The 18,585-nt window shown below is 67.2% G+C and carries 18 protein-coding genes; 11 read left to right on the forward strand and 7 right to left on the reverse strand.

The features are described 5' to 3' along the window. Window positions 1-282 (forward strand): DnaJ domain-containing protein (locus ACFE7U_RS10275; RefSeq protein WP_375409623.1); only part of this gene is annotated, 282 nt, incomplete at its 5' end. 126 nt (window positions 283-408) lie between these two features. Here the strand turns inward: ACFE7U_RS10275 and ACFE7U_RS10280 are convergent. Further along, the gene (locus ACFE7U_RS10280) at window positions 409-1,887 is read right to left on the reverse strand and encodes a D-alanyl-D-alanine carboxypeptidase (RefSeq protein ID WP_375409624.1); all 1,479 of its coding nucleotides are present in this window, start codon (window positions 1,885-1,887) and stop codon (window positions 409-411) included. Between the two features lie 282 nt (window positions 1,888-2,169). Here ACFE7U_RS10280 and ACFE7U_RS10285 point away from each other — a divergent pair, with 282 nt between their 5' ends. The 4 genes from ACFE7U_RS10285 to ACFE7U_RS10300 all read left to right on the forward strand — a co-directional run bounded on the left by ACFE7U_RS10285 (window position 2,170) and on the right by ACFE7U_RS10300 (window position 6,103). Further along, window positions 2,170-2,559, forward strand: coding sequence for a phasin family protein (locus ACFE7U_RS10285; RefSeq protein ID WP_375409625.1), 390 nt, complete (start codon window positions 2,170-2,172; stop codon window positions 2,557-2,559). Between the two features lie 294 nt (window positions 2,560-2,853). Then, window positions 2,854-3,231, forward strand: a complete 378-nt coding sequence (gene clpS / locus ACFE7U_RS10290) for an ATP-dependent Clp protease adapter ClpS (RefSeq protein WP_375409640.1) — start codon at window positions 2,854-2,856, stop codon at window positions 3,229-3,231. 23 nt (window positions 3,232-3,254) lie between these two features. Beyond that, complete coding sequence (clpA, locus tag ACFE7U_RS10295) at window positions 3,255-5,717, forward strand: ATP-dependent Clp protease ATP-binding subunit ClpA (protein WP_375409626.1); 2,463 nt, start codon at window positions 3,255-3,257, stop codon at window positions 5,715-5,717. A 125-nt stretch (window positions 5,718-5,842) separates the two neighbouring features. Further along, window positions 5,843-6,103, forward strand: coding sequence for a hypothetical protein (locus ACFE7U_RS10300; RefSeq protein ID WP_375409627.1), 261 nt, complete (start codon window positions 5,843-5,845; stop codon window positions 6,101-6,103). 30 nt (window positions 6,104-6,133) lie between these two features. Here the strand turns inward: ACFE7U_RS10300 and egtD are convergent, their stop codons facing one another. Together egtD and egtB are read right to left on the reverse strand one after the other, a co-directional pair. Continuing rightward, on the reverse strand, window positions 6,134-7,108 hold the full coding sequence (egtD, locus tag ACFE7U_RS10305) for an L-histidine N(alpha)-methyltransferase (protein ID WP_375409628.1): 975 nt from the start codon (window positions 7,106-7,108) through the stop codon (window positions 6,134-6,136). Between the two features lie 60 nt (window positions 7,109-7,168). Beyond that, on the reverse strand, window positions 7,169-8,431 hold the full coding sequence (gene egtB, locus ACFE7U_RS10310) for an ergothioneine biosynthesis protein EgtB (protein ID WP_375409629.1): 1,263 nt from the start codon (window positions 8,429-8,431) through the stop codon (window positions 7,169-7,171). 204 nt (window positions 8,432-8,635) lie between these two features. On the opposite strand from egtB, the gene murI reads away from it, so the two are divergent. Then, window positions 8,636-9,520 carry a glutamate racemase gene (gene murI, locus ACFE7U_RS10315; RefSeq protein WP_375409630.1) on the forward strand — a complete coding sequence of 295 codons (885 nt, stop codon included), beginning with the start codon at window positions 8,636-8,638 and terminating at the stop codon, window positions 9,518-9,520. Between the two features lie 190 nt (window positions 9,521-9,710). Next, entirely contained in the window at window positions 9,711-10,328 is a 618-nt protein-coding gene (rpsD, locus tag ACFE7U_RS10320) for a 30S ribosomal protein S4 (RefSeq protein ID WP_375409631.1), read from the forward strand. 86 nt (window positions 10,329-10,414) lie between these two features. Here rpsD and ACFE7U_RS10325 read toward each other — a convergent pair whose 3' ends face one another. After that, window positions 10,415-10,681, reverse strand: a complete 267-nt coding sequence (locus ACFE7U_RS10325; RefSeq protein ID WP_375409632.1) for a hypothetical protein — start codon at window positions 10,679-10,681, stop codon at window positions 10,415-10,417. 114 nt (window positions 10,682-10,795) lie between these two features. After that, window positions 10,796-11,560 carry a cold-shock protein gene (locus ACFE7U_RS10330; protein ID WP_375409633.1) on the reverse strand — a complete coding sequence of 255 codons (765 nt, stop codon included), beginning with the start codon at window positions 11,558-11,560 and terminating at the stop codon, window positions 10,796-10,798. Window positions 11,561-11,926: 366 nt separating this feature from the next. On the opposite strand from ACFE7U_RS10330, the gene ACFE7U_RS10335 reads away from it, so the two are divergent. The 3 genes from ACFE7U_RS10335 (at window position 11,927) to ACFE7U_RS10345 (ending at window position 14,352) form a co-directional block, all read left to right on the forward strand. Then, window positions 11,927-12,394 carry a response regulator gene (locus ACFE7U_RS10335; RefSeq protein WP_375409634.1) on the forward strand — a complete coding sequence of 156 codons (468 nt, stop codon included), beginning with the start codon at window positions 11,927-11,929 and terminating at the stop codon, window positions 12,392-12,394. Window positions 12,395-12,550: 156 nt separating this feature from the next. After that, window positions 12,551-13,636, forward strand: a complete 1,086-nt coding sequence (locus ACFE7U_RS10340; protein ID WP_375409635.1) for a Ppx/GppA phosphatase family protein — start codon at window positions 12,551-12,553, stop codon at window positions 13,634-13,636. Next, a complete protein-coding gene (locus ACFE7U_RS10345) occupies window positions 13,633-14,352 on the forward strand; it encodes an RlmE family RNA methyltransferase (protein WP_375409636.1) in 720 nt (239 codons plus the stop codon). Before ACFE7U_RS10340 ends, ACFE7U_RS10345 begins: the two co-directional genes overlap by 4 nt. 7 nt (window positions 14,353-14,359) lie before the next feature. Here the strand turns inward: ACFE7U_RS10345 and ACFE7U_RS10350 are convergent, their stop codons facing one another. Both ACFE7U_RS10350 and adh read right to left on the reverse strand, forming a co-directional pair. Then, entirely contained in the window at window positions 14,360-14,785 is a 426-nt protein-coding gene (locus tag ACFE7U_RS10350; RefSeq protein WP_375409637.1) for a DUF779 domain-containing protein, read from the reverse strand. Window positions 14,786-14,891: 106 nt separating this feature from the next. After that, window positions 14,892-16,412, reverse strand: a complete 1,521-nt coding sequence (gene adh, locus ACFE7U_RS10355; protein ID WP_375409638.1) for an aldehyde dehydrogenase — start codon at window positions 16,410-16,412, stop codon at window positions 14,892-14,894. A gap of 294 nt (window positions 16,413-16,706) precedes the next feature. Here adh and ACFE7U_RS10360 point away from each other — a divergent pair, with 294 nt between their 5' ends. Continuing rightward, window positions 16,707-18,575, forward strand: a complete 1,869-nt coding sequence (locus ACFE7U_RS10360; protein WP_375409639.1) for a sigma-54-dependent Fis family transcriptional regulator — start codon at window positions 16,707-16,709, stop codon at window positions 18,573-18,575. Window positions 18,576-18,585: the final 10 nt, after the last annotated feature.

Raw genomic sequence — 18,585 nt, forward strand, 5'->3', positions numbered from 1 at the left:
GCCCGGCTCCTAGAGGCGTATCTCGACGGCCGGCACGCCGGCTGGCGTATAGACGCTGAGCGCGATCGCGACGCGCGGCCGGGCCGCCCGCCTGACCCAGGGGCGATGACGCAGGAGGAGGCCTATCAGATCCTGGGGCTTGAGCGCGGGGCGACCCTGGAGGAGATCCGGGCCGCCCACCGGGCGCTGATGAAGCGGTCTCACCCCGACCAGGGCGGAACCGTCGAGGGTGCGGCGCGCATCAACGCGGCCCGGGACAGGCTGACGAACCGACATCGCTGAAACTCCACGCGCGTTGCCAGGGGACAAAACGAAGACGTCGCATCGCACGCACGGGCGCTCGTCGCGTCCGCACGGAACTCGTAAAATGACGATCCGGGCGCTGCCGAACGATCGGCGCCGCCGGGATCAGCTGCGGGTGGCGAAACAGTTGAAGCCGTTGCGCTTCAGGGCGTTGCAGGCGTCCTGGGCAGCGTCCTGCTCGGCGAAGCCCGAGAACCGGGCCCGATACAGCGTGGCGCCGGCATGCTCGACCTTGACGGTGTAGGGCGCCGCCTTGGCCAGTGCGCCGCCGGCGCGAGAGCGCGCGGCGCTCAGCATCGACTTCGCCTTGTCCTCGTCGTCCATGGCGCCGAGCTGGATGACCCACGCCGTGGGCGTGATCCGTGGCAGGGCAGGCGATCGGATCTCCGACCTGCCCTCGGAGCGGGACGGTGCGTCGACGGAGGCGAGGCGGGCCTCGACCTTGCCCGAGCCCGGGAAGGTCGGTTGGCCGACCGCCTGGGCATAGGCTTGGGCGTTGCCCGGGACGGTGCGTGGCTTCCCGAAGGCGCTTCCCGGCGTCGTGGTGCGGGACGGCATGATGTCGAGCGGCTGTCCGCCGTTCGTCGAGGCCGTCGTCACCACGTCCTCGTCGTCGGCGGTCGCGATTTGCGTGCGGGTGCGCGAGTCGGCGTCGGCGATCACCGCGGGGCGGGCGCGCTCGGCGACCTCGACGATGGCGGGAGTCTGACGGTTGCCGGCATAGGCCCGCGGCAGGCTGGAACGGACGAGATCGGCCATGATCCGGTCGCGGCTCGCCCCCGACTTGCCGCCGAGGACGATCGCCACGATCTGGCGGTCGTCGAGTCGCGCCGCCGTCATCAGGTTGAAGCCGGAATCGCGGGTGTAGCCGGTCTTGATGCCGTCGACTCCCTCGACGGTGCCGAGGAGACGGTTGTGGTTGCCGATGGTCCGGCCGTGGAAGGCGAAGGACCGTGTCTGGAAGTAGCGGTAATAGCGCGGGAACCTGTCCTGGATCGCACGGGCGAGGATCGCGAGGTCGCGCGCCGTGGTGATCTGGTCTGAATCCGGAAGGCCCGAGGCGTTGACGAAGTTCGTCCGGGACATGCCGAGCGACCGGGCCTTGCGAGTCATGAGGTCGGCGAAACGGCCCTCCGAGCCGGCGATGTTCTCGCCGATGGCGCAGGCGACGTCGTTGGCCGATTTCGTCACGATCGCTTTGATCGCGTCCTCGACGTCGATGGTGGCGCCGGGGCGGAAGCCGAGCTTCGATGGCGACCGCGCCGCCGCATAGGCCGAGACCGTCAGCGGCGATTCCAGGGTGTAGCGGCCGCGCTCGAGCTGCTCGAACAGCATGTAGAGGGTCATCACCTTGGTGATCGAGGCCGGATGGCGCAGCGCGTCCTCGTTGACGGCGTGCAGGGTGCGCCCCGTCTTCACGTCGACCACCATGGCGGCGTAGGGCGGGTTGTAGCCGCCGGACGGGCGATGGTGCCGGCCGCGGCGGGCCTCGGCCGATACGGTGGTGGCGGCGATCAGGGCGGTGGCGGCCAACAGGGCCGGCAAGGTCCGCGACGGCTGAGCCGGGCTTCGAACGCTACGCATCACGACACTCTGCCCTCGGCCGGAACGGCACTGGGCCGACCGGCAACGCAACCCTTTCGCGAGGCTGGCGGACGGGCCGCCGTAACCCCGCAACATCTGTCAATCAGGCTAGGAGGATGCGGTTACGGGCGGGTTAATGCAGCGCAGCGGATTATCGGCTTATGGTGCAATGCAACATCGATCTTGATCGACAATGGTGCATTGCACATACTACCGTCGCCGCGCGGTCGATGCAGGATCGTGGCCGGTACGTCTGACCCCTCTTTCCAGGAGGCGTGCCCGATGGGGCGCGGCAAATCCATGATGACGAAACCCTTCGACAAAGCCGCCTTCGACAAGGTCCGGGACATGGGCCAGGGTGGCATGGACATGATGCTGAAGAGCGTCGGCACCCTCTCGAAGACGGCCCAGACCATGGGCATCGAGTGGGCCGATTTCGCCAAGCAGTCGATCAGCCATGGAAGCTCGACGATGCAAGCCCTGGCCAAGGCATCGACGCCCCAGGCCGCCATGGAGATCCAGACCGCGTACCTGAAGGGCTCCTACGAGCGCCTGATGGCCCAAGCCAAGGTCATGACCGAGCTCTACACAGGGTTTGCCACGGAGATCGGCAAGGAGATCGGCAAGCCCATCGACGGCATGATGCCCGGCAAGCTGCCCGTTGCCGCCTGACGTCACGCCCTTGCGGTGACGGATCACGCATCATGCGAGGGAGCCCGTCGCTCCCTCGCAACCTCCCGGCCTCGACGGGATGGTCCTCTCCGTCGACGACCTGCGGCAGGGCCGAAGGTCAGGACAAGTGCGCGCAGCCGACTGGCGCAGCCCGCCAACGCTCTATAGATTGACGTCGATGCGAGCGCGCCTCGCCGGCGCGCCCCGCGGACCAGCAGCTTCACGAGCAGCATGCCGCAAGACGGGGTCGATTCGATTCAGATGTTTCACGTCCTGATCCAGGACGGGGCGACGATGCGTCGTCCCTCGGCCCACCGCGGCGCCACGCCTGTCCACGCATCCGACCCGCGCGGGCCAAACGGAGGCGATGACGGCCGCTCGGGCACCGCGATCATCACTCGCACCAAGACGCGGACGAAGCGGCCGAGCCTCTACCGGGTGCTCCTCCTGAACGACGACTACACGCCGATGGAATTCGTCGTGCACGTGGTCGAAAAATTCTTCAACAAATCCCAGGAAGACGCGTACCAGATCATGATGCACGTGCATCACAATGGCGTGGGCGAATGCGGGGTGTTTACCTACGAAGTCGCCGAGACCAAGGTGACGCAGGTCATGGACTTCGCGCGCAAACATCAACATCCTCTCCAGTGCGTCATGGAAAAGAAATAGGCACCCCACTCAGAGGCCCCGCTTTGCCCAGCTTCTCTCGCAGCCTAGAACAAGCTCTCCACCGCGCCCTGGCGCTCGCCGGCGAGCGCCGGCACGAATATGCGACGCTGGAACATCTCCTGCTCGCCCTGGTCGACGACCAGGATGCGGCGGCGGTCATGCGGGCCTGCAATGTCGAGGTGGACACGCTCAAGCGCAGCCTCGTCGAGTACGTCGATACCGAACTTTCGAACCTGATCGGCGACGGACGCCAGGACGCCAAGCCGACCGCGGGTTTCCAGCGCGTCATCCAGCGCGCGGTCATCCACGTGCAGTCCTCGGGCCGCGAGGAGGTGACGGGCGCCAACGTGCTCGTGGCGATCTTCGCCGAGCGCGAGAGCCATGCCGCCTACTTCCTGCAGGAGCAGGACATGACCCGCTACGACGCGGTCAACTACATCAGCCACGGCATCGCCAAGCGCCCCGGAGCCTCCGAGCCGAAGCCCGTACGGGGCGCCGAGGAGGAGAGCCCGGCCGAGCGTCCGAGCGGCGAGGAGGGCGAGCGCACGAAGAAGAAGGGCGACGCCCTCGATGCCTACTGCGTGAACCTCAACAAGAAGGCGCGCGACGGCAAGATCGACCCGCTGATCGGTCGCGAGACCGAGGTCCAGCGCACGATCCAGATCCTGTGCCGACGCCAGAAGAACAACCCGCTGCTGGTGGGCGACCCCGGCGTCGGCAAGACGGCGATCGCCGAAGGGCTCGCCCGCAAGATCATCCATGGCGAAGTGCCGGAGGTGCTCGTCGACGCTACCGTATTCTCCCTCGATATGGGCACGCTTCTGGCCGGCACCCGCTATCGCGGCGACTTCGAGGAGCGGTTGAAGCAGGTGATGAAGGAGATCGAGGCGCACCCGAACGCGGTGCTCTTCATCGACGAGATCCACACCGTCATCGGCGCCGGCGCCACGTCGGGCGGCGCGATGGATGCCTCGAACCTCCTGAAGCCCGCTCTGGCCAACGGCTCGCTGCGGTGCATCGGCTCGACCACCTACAAGGAGTACCGCCAGTACTTCGAGAAGGACCGCGCCCTGGTGCGCCGTTTCCAGAAGATCGACGTCAAGGAGCCCTCGATCCCGGATGCGATCGAGATCGTGAAGGGCCTCAAGCCGTACTTCGAGGAGTTCCACAAGCTCAAATACACCACCGAGGCGGTGAAGGCAGCGGTGGAACTGTCGGCGCGCTACATCAACGATCGCAAGCTGCCGGACAAAGCTATCGACGTCATCGACGAGACCGGCGCATCGCAGATGCTGTTGCCGGAGGGGCGCCGCAAGCGCGTGATCGGCGTCAAGGAGATCGAGGCGACCATCGCCACGATGGCCCGCATCCCCCCAAAGACCGTGTCGAAGGACGACGCGGTGGTGCTTAAGAACCTCACCGAGAACCTCGGGCGCGTCGTCTACGGCCAGTCCAATGCCATCGAGGCGCTGACCTCGGCCATCAAGCTGGCACGGGCGGGCTTGCGCGATCCGGACAAGCCGATCGGATCTTATCTGTTCGCGGGTCCCACCGGGGTCGGCAAGACCGAAGCCGCCAAGCAGCTCGCCGCCTCCCTGGGTGTCGAGATGATCCGCTTCGACATGTCGGAATACATGGAGCGGCACACCGTGAGCCGTCTCATCGGCGCACCTCCCGGCTATGTCGGCTTCGATCAGGGCGGCCTGCTCACCGACGGCATCGACCAACACCCGCACTGCGTGCTGCTGCTCGACGAGATCGAGAAGGCCCACCCGGACCTGTTCAACATCCTGTTGCAGGTGATGGACCACGGCAAGCTCACTGACCACAACGGCAAGCAGGTCGATTTCCGCAACGTCATCATCATCATGACGTCCAATGCCGGGGCCGCCGACATGGCGCGCTCGGCCTACGGCTTCACGCAGTCGAAGCGCACCGGCGACGACGTCGAGGCGATCAACAAGCTGTTCGCTCCGGAATTCCGCAACCGGCTCGACGCGATCATCTCCTTCGGTCACCTGCCGAAGGAGGTCGTGGCCAAGGTGGTGGACAAGTTCGTCCTCCAGCTCGAGGCACAGCTCGCCGACCGCAACGTCACCATCGAACTGTCTGACGAGGCCCGCGAGTGGCTGGTGGAGCATGGCTACGACGATGCCATGGGTGCCCGCCCGATGGCACGGCTGATCCAATCCACGATCAAGACGCCGCTCGCCGACGAGGTCCTGTTCGGGCGTCTTAAGGATGGCGGTGCCGTCCGGGTCATCGTGAAGGTGCCGGACGAGGGGGAGAAGGAAGGGCTCGGGTTCGAGTTCCCGGCCGGTCCGGTGACTCCGAAGCCCGAGAAAGACGTGGCCAACGCCGCCAAGCGGCACAAGCGCGTGAAGTCACGTGCCGTCGTCCGCAAGAAGGACGACAAGAAGGACGACAAGGGGAGCGGGCCGAGCAGCGTGCGCACGGTGCCGAAGGTGCCCCTCGTCAAGGCGTAGCCGTCGACTCAGTCGACTTCTCCGCCGGCGGCCTTTAGCAAGCGCCGGGATGCGCCCGTCAGGCGGGCGCATCCATTCGCGACGCATCGGGCGTCGCCTCGGCGTCTGGAACAGGGGGAAACCGGATGAGCGACTTGCATGAGGGTCCCCTCACGCCCGTCTCGACCCCGGCAGCCGCCCCGAAGCCGACGGCCAGAGAGAAACGCTGGCGCAGGCGGCGCCAACGGCACCGCTTCGAGGAGATCCTGGGCTGGATCGTCGTGCCGTTCATCCTGTACGGCATCTTCTGGGGCATCAACGCCGGCTTCGACTTCCTCGGAACCACGCCGGGAACGGTTTGGGACCAGCTCATGCAGGTCAAGCAGATGATGGAGAAGCGGACCTGACGCACCCTGACGGCGCGCCGCGGCGGCCGATCAACGGCGCTTCAGGGCGTGGACCGAGAACAGGTTATCCGCATCCGTCCAGACCGACCCGGGCTCCCAGCCGGCCTCGACGGCCAAGGAGCGGAAGCCGGCGACCGTGTACTTGTAGCTGTTCTCGGTATGGATCGACTCGCCTTGCGCGAATGCGAACGACCGTTCCGCGACCCTGACGGTCTGTGCCTTCATGCTGACGAGATGCATCTCGATGCGCGAGGCGCGCGGGTTGAAGAAAGCCCGGTGGGTGAAGTCCTCGAGCGCGAAATCGCCGTCGAGTTCGCGGTTGATGCGAGTGAGAAGATTCAGGTTGAACGCGGCTGTCACGCCGGCCGCATCGTCATAGGCCGCTTCCAGGATGCCGACATCCTTCACGAGGTCGACACCGACGATCAGAGTGGCGTCGCGCCCGAGCACGCGACCGAAATGTGCAAGAAGCTGGGTCGCCTGTTGCGGCTCGAAATTACCGATGGTCGAACCGGGAAAGAACCCGGCGACGGCTTCGCCATGTAGGCTGTCAGGCAGGGTGAAGGGCCGGGTGAAATCCGCGGCCACGGGCTCGATGGCGATGCGAGGGAAATCCTTCACGAGCGCCTCGGCCTCGCTGAGCAGGAAACTCTCGGAGACGTCCACCGGCACGTAGGCGGAGAGATCCGGCAGATGCCGCAACAGGCGCCTGACCTTGACGGTGGATCCGCTGCCGAACTCCACGAGGTCGGCTCTCTGAGGCAGCGACGCCGCGATCGCCGGTCCTTCGGCGTCGAGGATTCCGAGCTCGGTCCGGGTCGGATAGTATTCCAGTTGCCGGGTGATCGCCTCGAACAGGTCTGAGCCGGCGGCATCGTAGAAGTACTTCGCGGACAGGTATTTCTGGCCTGCCGATAGACCGCTGACGACATCCGTGAAGAATTGCTGCTCTGGCGGGACCGGCGCGAGCGGGCTCGCATCCGTGAAGACGGGATTGATGGTCACGGGGTCGTCTCCAGGAACGCGGCAAGAGAACGCGGAAAGGAACGCTGAGGCGGTTTGGAATCAGTCGCCGTAATGGGCGAGCCGGAGCCCGGTGAACTGCCAACGCTGATGGGGGTAGAAGAAGTTGCGATAGCCGATGCGGGCATGGCCCTCGGCCGTCGCCACCGACGATCCACGCAGGACGAACTGGTTCGACATGAACTTGCCGTTGTACTCGCCGAGCGCGCCGGACACCGGACGGTAGCCCGGATAGGCGGTGTAGGCGCTACGGGTCCATTGCCAGACCGAGCCGAAGGCGTCGGCGAGCCGGCCGTCCCTGGCCGCTACCTCCCACTCGAACTCGGTGGGCAGGTCGCGCACGGCCCAGCGCGCATAAGCGTCGGCCTCGTAATAGCTGACATGGGTCACGGGCAAGGTGGGATCGACGGCCTTGAGCCCGGCCAGAGTCATGGTGGACCAGCCGTCGACGCCGCGCTGCCAATAGCCGGGCGCCTCCCAGCCTTCCGACTGCGCTGCGATAAAGCCGTCGGAGAGCCAGAGCTCAGGCCGGTCATAGCCGCCATCCTCCATGAAGGCCTGCCATTGCCGGTTCGTCACCAGCGCCCGGTCGACGGCGCAGGGCAGGATCAGGACGTCGTGGCGGGGCGACTCGTTGTCGAAGGAAAAGCCGTCGCCCTCATGCCCGATCCGGGTGACGCCGCCTGCGAGGTCGACGGTGCCGGTCGCGGCTTCAGGCGCGGGAAAACGCCAAGCCTCGTCGTAGGCCGGCTGAAGCGGGTTCTGCGCGAAAGCGTGAAGGATGTCGGTGATCAGCAGTTCCTGGTGCTGCTGCTCATGATAGAGGCCGATCTCGACCACCGGCAGCAGGGCCTCCAGCGTCGCGTCGGACGCCTGCGCCAGCAGCGTCTCCACGGCCTCGTCGACATGGGCCCGGTAGGCCGCGACCTCCTCGCCGGTCGGCCGCGTGATCAGCCCGCGCATGATCCGCGGCTGCCGCGGGCCGGCGGCGACATAGTAGGAATTGAACAGGTAGTGCAGCCGCTCGTCATAGACGCGGAAGCCCGGCAGGTGCTCGCTGAGCAGGAACTGCTCAAAGAACCAGGTCGTATGCGCCCGGTGCCACTTCGTCGGGCTGGCATCCGCCATCGACTGGATCTGCTGGTCTTCCGGGGAGAGAGGAGCAGCCCGGCGCTCGGTCTCGTCGCGGACATGGCGGAAGGCAGCGATCCAGGCGGCGCGATCGATCGGCCGCGCCGCGAGGCTCGGCGGCGGGAAGGCAACCCGGCCCTGTTGCGCATCGCGAAGTGCGGCCGTGGCTGCCATGTCGGGACTCCCTGTACTCGGACCGCATGGACATATGTGCCCGCGCCCATTCGGCAACGGTTGCAATGCCATCCGCGTTGCCGCGCCCTCGGTGCATGAGGCTCGATGCCATGAGGAAGGGGAGCCTTTTTCCTGCCGTGGTCAGCTGTCCTTAACCCTCTTGCGCCGACACTGATGTGTCATCGGGTATCGCGCGAGACCCTCATGCCGATCGATCTCATGGCCGGAACGACAACATCCGCCGCGGTGACGGCCTCGACACCCGAGCCGACGATCCTGGTGTTCGATTCGGGGCTCGGTGGGCTCACGGTGTTCGAGCAGGTCCGCCACGCGCGGCCCGATGCGGCCTACGTCTACGCCGCCGACGACGCGGCCTTCCCGTATGGCCGCCTGCCGGAAGCGATCCTCGTGGCGCGGGTGCTCTGCGTGATGGGGCGTCTGATCGCCCGCCACGCCCCCGACCTCGTGGTGGTGGCCTGCAACACCGCTTCGACCCTGGTTCTGCCGTCCCTGCGAGCGCGCTTCCCGATGCCCTTCGTCGGCGTGGTGCCGCCGATCAAGCCTGCCGCCGCCGCGACGCGCACGGGAATGATCTCGCTGCTCGCCACCCCCGGCACCGTGGCGCGCGCCTACACGCACGATCTCATCGCCACCTACGCGGGCACCTGCGACGTGACGCTGGTCGGAGCCCCGAACCTCGCGAACTTCGCCGAGGCCGAGCTCGCGGGCCAGGCGATCGACGACGCGTCGCTGGCCGCCGAGATCGCCGGCTGCTTCGTCACGGCACCCGACGGACGTCGGACCGACGTCGTCTGCCTCGCCTGCACCCATTACCCGCTGCTCCTGGCGCGGTTCGAGCGCCTGGCGCCCTGGCCGGTGACCTGGATCGATCCGTCCCCCGCGATCGCCCGCCGGGTGCTCCAGCTCCTCGGCCCGGCACCGGAGGAGGCCGATTTGATGCGGATGCCAGTTCGGGCGATCTTCACCGGTGGTGAGGCGGTGAGCACGCCCCTGCGCCACTCGCTTGCCACGCGCGGTATCCGCGAGGTCGTCGTCGAAGCGATGCCGCTCGGTCGTGACACCGCCTGAACAGATTGACCAGAGCCGGCTTCTCAACTAAGGACGCGCTGGTTACGGGGCTCCGCGAGGGGCCCCGTGACGTTTTCAAGCGCACCCGTGAGCGGCAACACCCCGCTCTGTCGTCCCGGTCCGGCCAAGCGCCGCGAGGGAAGAGGAGGGCGCGTTCCTCATCTCATCTCAGCTGCTGAGAGGAACCGCGATGTCAAAACGCATTCAGGCGAAGCATAAGCTCGATCGCCGCATGGGCCAGAACATCTGGGGCCGGCCCAAGAGCCCCGTCAATCGCCGCGAATACGGCCCGGGCCAGCACGGCCAGCGCCGCAAGGGCAAGATGTCCGACTTCGGCACGCAGCTGCGCGCCAAGCAGAAGCTCAAGGGCTACTACGCCAACATCACCGAGAAGCAGTTCCGCCGTTACTACGCCGAGGCGATCCGCCTGCGTGGCGATTCGGGCGAGAACCTGATCGGCCTGCTCGAGCGCCGCCTCGACGCCGTGGTCTACCGCGCCAAGTTCGTGCCGACCCCGTTCGCCGCGCGCCAGTTCGTCAACCACGGTCACATCAAGGTCAACGGTCAGCGCGTGAACATCGCGAGCTATCTCGTGAAGCCGGGCGACGTGATCGAGGTGAAGGAATCCTCCAAGCAGCTCGAGATCGTCGTCGTGGCGGTCCAGCTCGCCGAGCGTGACGTGCCCGACTACATCGAGGTCGATCACTCCAAGATGACCGCACGCGTCGCCCGCGTTCCGGGTCTAGGCGAGGTTCCCTATCCGGTTCAGATGGAACCGAACCTCGTCATCGAGTTCTATTCGCGCTGATCGTCAGCCGGCGAAGTCGCAACGGAAGGGGCCGTCCGAAAGGGCGGCCTTTTTTGTTGCCCTCGGGATGCTGGTGAAGTCCCGGATCAACGAAGGAGCGGCGGTGTCTCCGTGGCCTTCATCGGAAGTTTCATCGTCCGCACCGCATTGAGTGCACTCGGCGGCAGGCTCGGTGCAGTGGTTCGTCCCAGCGACGCGATGCCCTCCGCGGGGACATTGTCCCGCTTGTCCTTGCCGAAGGCGTAGCCGGCATTCACGCCGGCGTAGAACCCGGTGAAATCCTCGGACCGGGCAGCTCCGGCCCCACCCATCGATACGGTGACAACGACGATCACGACGGACAGGCTGCGCATTCGCATTCCCCGGCGATGTAGGCTCTCGAACGGCAAACGGCGGCCCTTCGGCCGCCGCTCGTCAATCGAGGATCAGTGTGACGGCAGCGGAACGACCCCGCTGTCCAAACCGGATCAGTCGTCGACCTGGACGCTCTGGGCCTCGCGGCCCTTCTGGCCCTCGACGACGCCGAGCACGACCTGCTGGCCTTCGGCAAGCGATTCGAGCCCGGCCCGCGACAGGGCGGAGCGATGCACGAACACATCCTTGCCGCCATCGTTCACGGAGACGAAGCCGAAGCCCTTCGCCGGATCGTACCACTTCACGGTGCCGCTCATCTCGGTGGACGGACCGCTGGCGAAACGCCCGCCTCCACCGCCGCCGGCAGGAGCCCCGTAACGGTCGCCACCGCCGCCATAGCCGCCTCCGCCACCAGCGCTGCCGTAACGGTCGCCACCACCGAAGCCGCCCGAACGCGGGGGACGAGCCTCACGCGGCGGGGGAGCCGCCTCGGCCGTGGATGTGTCGACGCTGGTGACGTCGGTGACCTGCGGACCCTTCTGGCCCTGAGCAGTGTGAACCGTCAGGCGCGTGCCCGGCAGGAGATCGGCATGGCCCGCAGCCTCGACGGCGCGGATGTGGAGGAAGGCATCGCCCGAGCCGTCAGCCAGCTCGACGAAACCGAAGCCCTTCTCCTTGTTGAACCACTTGACCGTCGCATCGCGCTCCGGTCCTGAAGGGGCTGCCGCCGCACGAGGCGGACCGCGGTCGAAACCGCCGCCACTGAAGCCGCCGCCGAAGCCACCACTCGGGGGAGCCTGATCCGGCCACCGAGGCTCGGCTCCACCCTCATCGAAGCCGCGCTTCTGCGGCCCCCTGAAATCACGACCACGTCCCATCGAAAGCTCGCCAAAAACCGTCCGCCGTCCATTAGTCTTCAGATACTGCGCACGCCCCGTCCCAGACGGCCCTCGCGACACAGAATCGTTGTTCCCGGCAGCGGTAACCAAGAATAACGCCCTAGTCCTGACCGAAAGCTGCCGCAATCGCAAGACGCATCTCGGCGTACGCCCTTCGGTTCCGTCACTTTCCCGCGGCGCTCACGATTTTTTTGTCGCATGCCGGTCCATCGCAGACTGGTCGGTCAAGCTGATCGGAATTGGTATCAGAAATTCCAGCGATTCCTTTAGCGAAGCGAAAAGGATGCTGCTCTAGGGTCTGCACTGACGCGACGGCGGATTGCGTCAGGCCCGAACGATCGAGCGATGATCGCAACCCCATCATTCCCGGACCTGTCGGCCCTCGTCGTCGACGAGAGCCTGTATATCCGCCGAATCGTGCGCGACATGCTGATGCGCGTCGGCATCAAGCGCGTCCTCGAAGCGCCCGACGGCGCCGAGGCGCTCGGCGTGCTGGCCGAGAGCAAGCCAGACCTCACGATCATCGATTGGGATCTCGCGATCCTGTCGGGCGAGGAATTCATCCGCCTTGCCCGGACGCCGATGACCTCGCCCTCGCCCACGGTGCCGATCATCCTGATGCTGGCCCAGCCGCGCCGCAACGTGGTGGACCGGGCGATCGCCATCGGCGTCAACGAGATCATCGCCAAGCCGTTCTCCCCGAAAACGCTGTGGTCGCGTCTCGACGAGGTCATCAACCGGCCGCGTCCGTTCTCGCAGGTCAAGAGCCTCCTGCGTCCGGTTCCGCGCATGAGCGCAGGCAGCAAGGGTTAGGGATCGGGACCGCCTCCCCAGAGTACGGGCCGTCCGGTGCAACGCGGCGCACCCGGACAGGAAGTCTTTGCAGTTCTACTCAAGCCCTGTAGTTTCGGTCGGGAATGATGGCCGGGCGATGCGCCCTGGGCCGCGACCGAGGAACCTGGCCCCCCGATGAGGGAAGAGAGTGCGGCGACCCTGCCGGCCCCGCCCGCCGGCCAGAGACCGATCGACGTGGTTTCTCGCGCTGCCGCCCCGGTTCGCCTCGGCCGTCGCAATGCCTATGCGGCGCTCGACCTCGGTACCAACAATTGCCGCCTTCTGGTCGCCGAGGCGGCATCCCACGGTTTTCGGGTCATCGACGCCTTCTCGCGCATCGTCCGTCTCGGGGAGGGCCTCGGCACGTCGGACCGCCTGAGCGAGGCGGCCATCGTACGGACGCTGGACGCCCTGCGGATCTGCCGCTCCAAGATGGAGGCCCGCGGGGTCGGGCGTGCCAAGATCATCGCCACCGAAGCCTGCCGCCTCGCCGTGAACGGCGCCGAGTTCGTGGAACGGGTGCAGAAGGAGGTCGGGCTCGACCTCGAGATCGTCGATCGGCAGACCGAAGCCTACCTCGCCGTCACCGGCTGCGCGGCGCTTGCCGATCCTTACGCGGAATCGGTCGTCATCTTCGACATCGGCGGCGGCTCCACCGAGATCGCCTGGCTCGACGGCGCGGCGACCAACCCGTCCGCGGACCCGACCCTGCGGATCCGCGCCTGGGATTCCCTGCCGGTCGGCGTCGTCACCCTGGCTGAACGCCATGGTGCCGCCGACGTGACGCGACTGATGTTCGAAGGCATGGTCGAGGAGGTCGCCGAGCTCCTCGCGCGGTTCGCGATCCGGGCGGCGCCCGCCGCCAATGCCCGGCATTTCCACCTGCTCGGCACCTCCGGCACGGTCACCACGCTGGCGGCGATGCACCTGCGCCTGGCCCGCTACGAACGCCGCCGGGTCGATGGCCTCTGGATGAGCGGCGGCGAGGTCTCGGACGCCATCGACGATCTCCTCGACACCCGCCTCGACCAGCGCGCCGACAATCCCTGCATCGGCCGCGACCGGGCCGACCTCGTGCTCGCCGGATGCGCCATCCTGGAAGCGATCCGGCGCGCCTTCCCGGCCGAGCGCCTGCGCATCGCCGACCGCGGCCTGCGCGAAGGTCTTTTGATGAACATGATGCGCGAGGACGGCGTCTGGCGCCGCGGGTCCCACCGGTGAGCGACCGGCGCGGTGCCAGCGGAGGCTTGCGGGGCGAGCTCAAGCAGCGGGTCAAGACCGGGCGGGGCCGGACCGCATCGCAGAAGCGCTGGCTGGAACGCCAGCTCAACGATCCCTACGTCGCCCGGGCCAAGCGCGAGGGCTATCGCTCGCGCGCGGCCTTCAAGCTCATCGAGATCGATGAGCGCTTCAAGATCCTGAAACCGGGTCAGAGGATCGTCGACCTCGGCGCCGCCCCCGGCGGCTGGTCTCAGGTGGCGGCCAAGATCGTCGGACCCGAGGGGCGCATCGTCGGCATCGACCTCCTGGAGATCGAGCCGATGGCGGGGGTCGAGTTCATCGCCCTCGACTTCCTCGATCCGACCGCGCCCGAGGTGCTGACCGAGCTGCTCGGCGGAAAGGCCGACCTCGTCCTGTCCGACATGGCCGCCAACACCACCGGCCACAAGCAGACAGACCATCTGCGCATCATCGGGCTCGCCGAGACCGCGGCCGAGTTCGCCCGCGAGATCCTGGCACCGGGCGGCACCTACCTCGCCAAGGTCTTCCAGGGAGGAACCGAGGGCACGCTGCTGGCCGAGCTCAAGCGCGACTTCAGCGCCGTGCGCCACGTCAAACCGAATGCGAGCCGGGCGGATTCGAGCGAGTTATACGTGCTGGCGACGGGGTATCGGGGTCTGGCGGCGTCGATCGCCGAGGTCGACGACGCCACGTAACGCCCGGCTAGAGCCGGCACGCTCCCTCAAGCGCCGTGTTCTCGGCCGCCGTGAACAGCCGCGAGCGGATCAGGAAGCGCTTGTCTCGCCCGTTCTCCAGGGAGAACATGCCGCCGCGGCCGCGCACCACGTCGAGGATGAGGTGGGTGTGCTTCCAGACCTCGAACTGAGGCCGGCTGATCCAGAAATCGGCGCCCGAGACCTGGCCCAGATGAACGTCGCTGTCGCCGGTCAGGAAGTCGCCGACCGGGTAGCACATCGGCGAGGAGCCATCGCAGCAGCCCCCGGACTGGTGGAACATCACCGGGCCGTGCTCGGCGCGCAGCTCACCGATGAGATCGAGCGCGGCCGGGGTCGCGGTGACGCGCAACGGCGTGCCGTCGGCGCCGACCTGGTCGGCGGTGGTGGGATCGCTGAGGGTGACGTCGCTCATGGGCGTGGGTTCCTGCATGGATTGATCGCTCGGACTTAGGTCGTCCGCGTTGAAACGAAAACGCCCCGGCTGGTGGGCCGGGGCGCTTCGCTAAGCCGTGTCAGACCTAGAAGAAGCCGAGCTTCTTGGCCGAGTAGCTGACCAGCATGTTCTTGGTCTGCTGGTAGTGGTCGAGCATCATCTTGTGGTTCTCGCGGCCGATGCCGGACTGCTTGTAGCCGCCGAAGGCCGCGTGGGCCGGGTAGGCATGGTAGCAGTTGGTCCAGACGCGGCCGGCCTGGATCGCCCGGCCGAAGCGGTAGGCGCGGCTGCCGTCGCGGGTCCAGACGCCCGCGCCCAGGCCGTAGAGGGTATCGTTGGCGATCGAGAGCGCCTCGGCATCGTCCTTGAAGGTCGTCACCGAGAGCACCGGCCCGAAGATCTCCTCCTGGAAGATCCGCATCCGGTTATGACCCTGGAACACGGTCGGCTTCACGTAGAAGCCCTCCGCGAACTCGCCCTCCAGCGTGTTGCGTTCGCCGCCGGTGAGCACCTTGGCGCCCTCCTGCTTGCCGATGTCGATGTAGCTCAGGATCTTCTCGAGCTGCTCGCTCGAGGCCTGCGCGCCGATCATCGTCGAGGCTTCCAGCGGCGAGCCCTGGACGATGGCCTCGACGCGGCTGATCGCCCGCTCCATGAAGCGGTCGTAGATCGACTCATGGACCAGCGCCCGGCTCGGGCAGGTGCAGACCTCGCCCTGGTTGAGGGCGAACATCGTGAAGCCCTCCAGCGCCTTGTCGAAGAAGTCGTCGTCCTCGTTGGCGACATCGGCAAAGAAGATGTTCGGCGACTTGCCGCCGAGTTCCAGCGTCACCGGGATGAGGTTCTGCGAGGCGTATTGCATGATCAGGCGGCCCGTCGTCGTCTCGCCGGTGAAGGCGATCTTGGCGATGCGGGGCGAGGAGGCGAGCGGCTTGCCGCATTCGAGGCCGAACCCGTTGACGATGTTGAGGGTGCCCGGCGGCAGAAGGTCGGCGATCAGTTCGGCCACCACGAGGATCGAGGCGGGCGTCTGCTCGGCGGGCTTCAGGACGACGCAGTTACCGGCGGCCAGGGCCGGCGCCAGTTTCCAGACGGCCATCAGGATCGGGAAATTCCACGGGATGATCTGCCCAACGACGCCGAGGGGCTCGTGGAAGTGGTAGGCGACCGTGTCGTGGTCGATCTCGGAGATCGAGCCTTCCTGCGCCCGCACGCAGCCGGCGAAATAACGGAAATGGTCGATGGCCAGCGGGATATCGGCGTGGGTCGTCTCGCGGATCGGCTTGCCGTTGTCCCAGGTCTCGGCCCGCGCGATGAGGTCGAGGTTGTCCTCCATCCGGTCGGCGATCCGGTTGAGGATCAGCGCGCGCTCGGCGGCGGAAGTGCGGCCCCAGGCTTCCTTGGCGGCGTGGGCGGCATCGAGGGCCTTATCGACGTCCTGGGCGTCCGAGCGGGCGACTTCGCAGATCACGCGGCCGTTGATCGGCGAGGTGTTCTCGAAATAGCGGCCGTTCACCGGCGCAACCCACTGGCCGCCGATGAAGTTGTCGTAGCGGGCCGCGAACGGCGACTTCAGGCTGGAGCCCAGAAATTCTGGCTTGTTCATGGCGAATCCTCCTTTTGATTTATTGAGACCTTGTAGCCCATGGCAGGGCCCGTGCCAAACGAGCCGACGACCCGCCGCCTATTCTTGTGCATCGCGGTAAGTTATTGATAAAACTCGCGGCTCAATGGGTTTTACCCCTCGAACTGCCGAGGGGGGGCTTTCATTTTCATCCTTCGTCGCACGCTCCCGCTCGACTCGGCCCGCGACACCTGCGACAGGTGTCGCATCCTGCAACACGCTGCATGACGGGCAGGTGATCGTCATGACAAGCAGGTGACCTTCGGGCGAGAAGCGATGGCGACGGACACTCTCCTGGCGGCTCGGCGGCAATCCCTGGAAGACCGTCATGACCTGCCCGAGCCGATCCTTCGGTCCTGGCTGCGCTGTGCCGAGGCCGGCCTCGACGGCAGCAGTCGGCCGACCGTGGAGCCGATACCCGATCATGCCCTGCGGCAGGCGGTGGAGCGCAGCGGTGATCTTCGCCGGATCTGCCGGCCGGAGGTCGAGACCCTCCACGCCGAGGCGGCCGCCAATGGCAGCATCGTCATCCTCGCGGACCCCGAGGGGGTCATCCTCGACAGCCTCGGCAGCACCGATTTCGCGGCGCGCGCCATGCAGGTTGCCCTACGCCCCGGCGTGCCCTGGTGCGAGGCGGCAACGGGGACGAACGCCATCGGCGCGGCCCTCATCGAGCGCGGCCCCGTCGAGGTTCGGGGGGCGGAGCACTATTTCGAGGGACATCACATCCTGAGCTGCGCCGCCATGCCGATCTTCGGCCCGCGCGGTGCCGTAAAGGGCGTCCTCGACCTCTCCGGCCCGGCCACGCGGCATCTCTCGCACAGTCTTGGCTTGCTGCAGCTCGCCGTGGATGGGATCGAGCACAGGGCCTTCGAGGGGGCTTTCTCGGGCTGCGAGATCCTTCGCCTCCATCCCGATCCCTCCATCGTCGGCACAGCGCGCGAGGGCGTGCTGGTGTTCGACGAGCGTCGCCTCGTGGCGGCCAACCGCCATGGGCTGCGCCTCCTCGGGCTCGGCTGGGACAGCCTCGACCGCCTCGCCCTCCCGGCGCTCTTCCCCGACTGGAGCCGGCTCGGCATCGGGGCGAAGCCGCTGCGCGACCGGAGCGGCCGCTCCTTCCATGCACGCATCGCGAGGGAGCCGGCACAACACTTGCCGCGGCGCCAGGACCGAACGGTACCGGCACCCGAGTTTCAGTTACTCAAGTCTCAATCACTTGAGGCTCGATCGCCCGAGATCGTCCTCTCCGAGGAGACGCGCCGGGACCTCGACCGGACCGTCCGCCTCATCGATGCCGGGGTCTCGGTCCTCGTCCAGGGTGAGACCGGCACGGGCAAGGAGGTGTTCGCCCGGGCCGCGCACGCGCGCAGCCGTCGCGGCAGCCGACCCTTCGTCGCCGTGAACTGCGCGGCCCTGCCCGAGAGCCTGATCGAGGCTGAACTGTTCGGCTACGAGGCAGGGGCTTTCACGGGCGCGCGGAAGGCTGGCGCCAAAGGTCTCCTTCGCGAGGCCGAGGGCGGCCTGCTCTTCCTCGACGAGATCGGCGACATGCCGCTCACCCTGCAATCGCGCCTGCTGCGCGTGCTCCAGGAGCGCGAGGTCGTGCCGGTGGGTGCGAGCCGGCCCGTGCCCCTCGACGTCGCCTTGATCTGCGCGACCCATCGTGCTCTGCCCGAACTCGTCGAGCGGCAGGCGTTTCGCGCCGACCTGTATTTCCGCATCGCCACCTACACGGTCGCCCTGCCGCCCCTGCGGGTGCTGGACGACCGCCTCGCCCTTGTACGGACGATCTGGCGGAGCCTCGCAGGCAGCGAGGTCACCCTCTCGCCCGATTGCGAGGCGGCATTGTCGGCCTGCGAATGGCCCGGCAACTTCCGACAGCTCGTCGGCACGCTACGAGCCCTGCGCGCACTCGCCGAGCCGGGCGAGACCGTGACCGTCGATGCCCTGCCGGCCGACCTGAAAGCCGCGAGGCGCACTGCGCCTCAGCCTGGCACCGGCCATCTCGACGCGATCGCCCGAGACGCGATGCTCGCGGCGCTCGCGGCCAGCGGCGGCAACGTCTCGCAGGCGGCCCACCGTCTCGGGATCAGCCGCAGCACGCTCTACCGGCGCTGTCTGTCAGCGCGTCTCGGTTCGGTCTGACTCTCGCGCA

The sequence above is a fragment of the uncultured Methylobacterium sp. genome, assembly GCF_964251405.1.
Classification (GTDB): Bacteria; Pseudomonadota; Alphaproteobacteria; order Rhizobiales; family Beijerinckiaceae; genus Methylobacterium.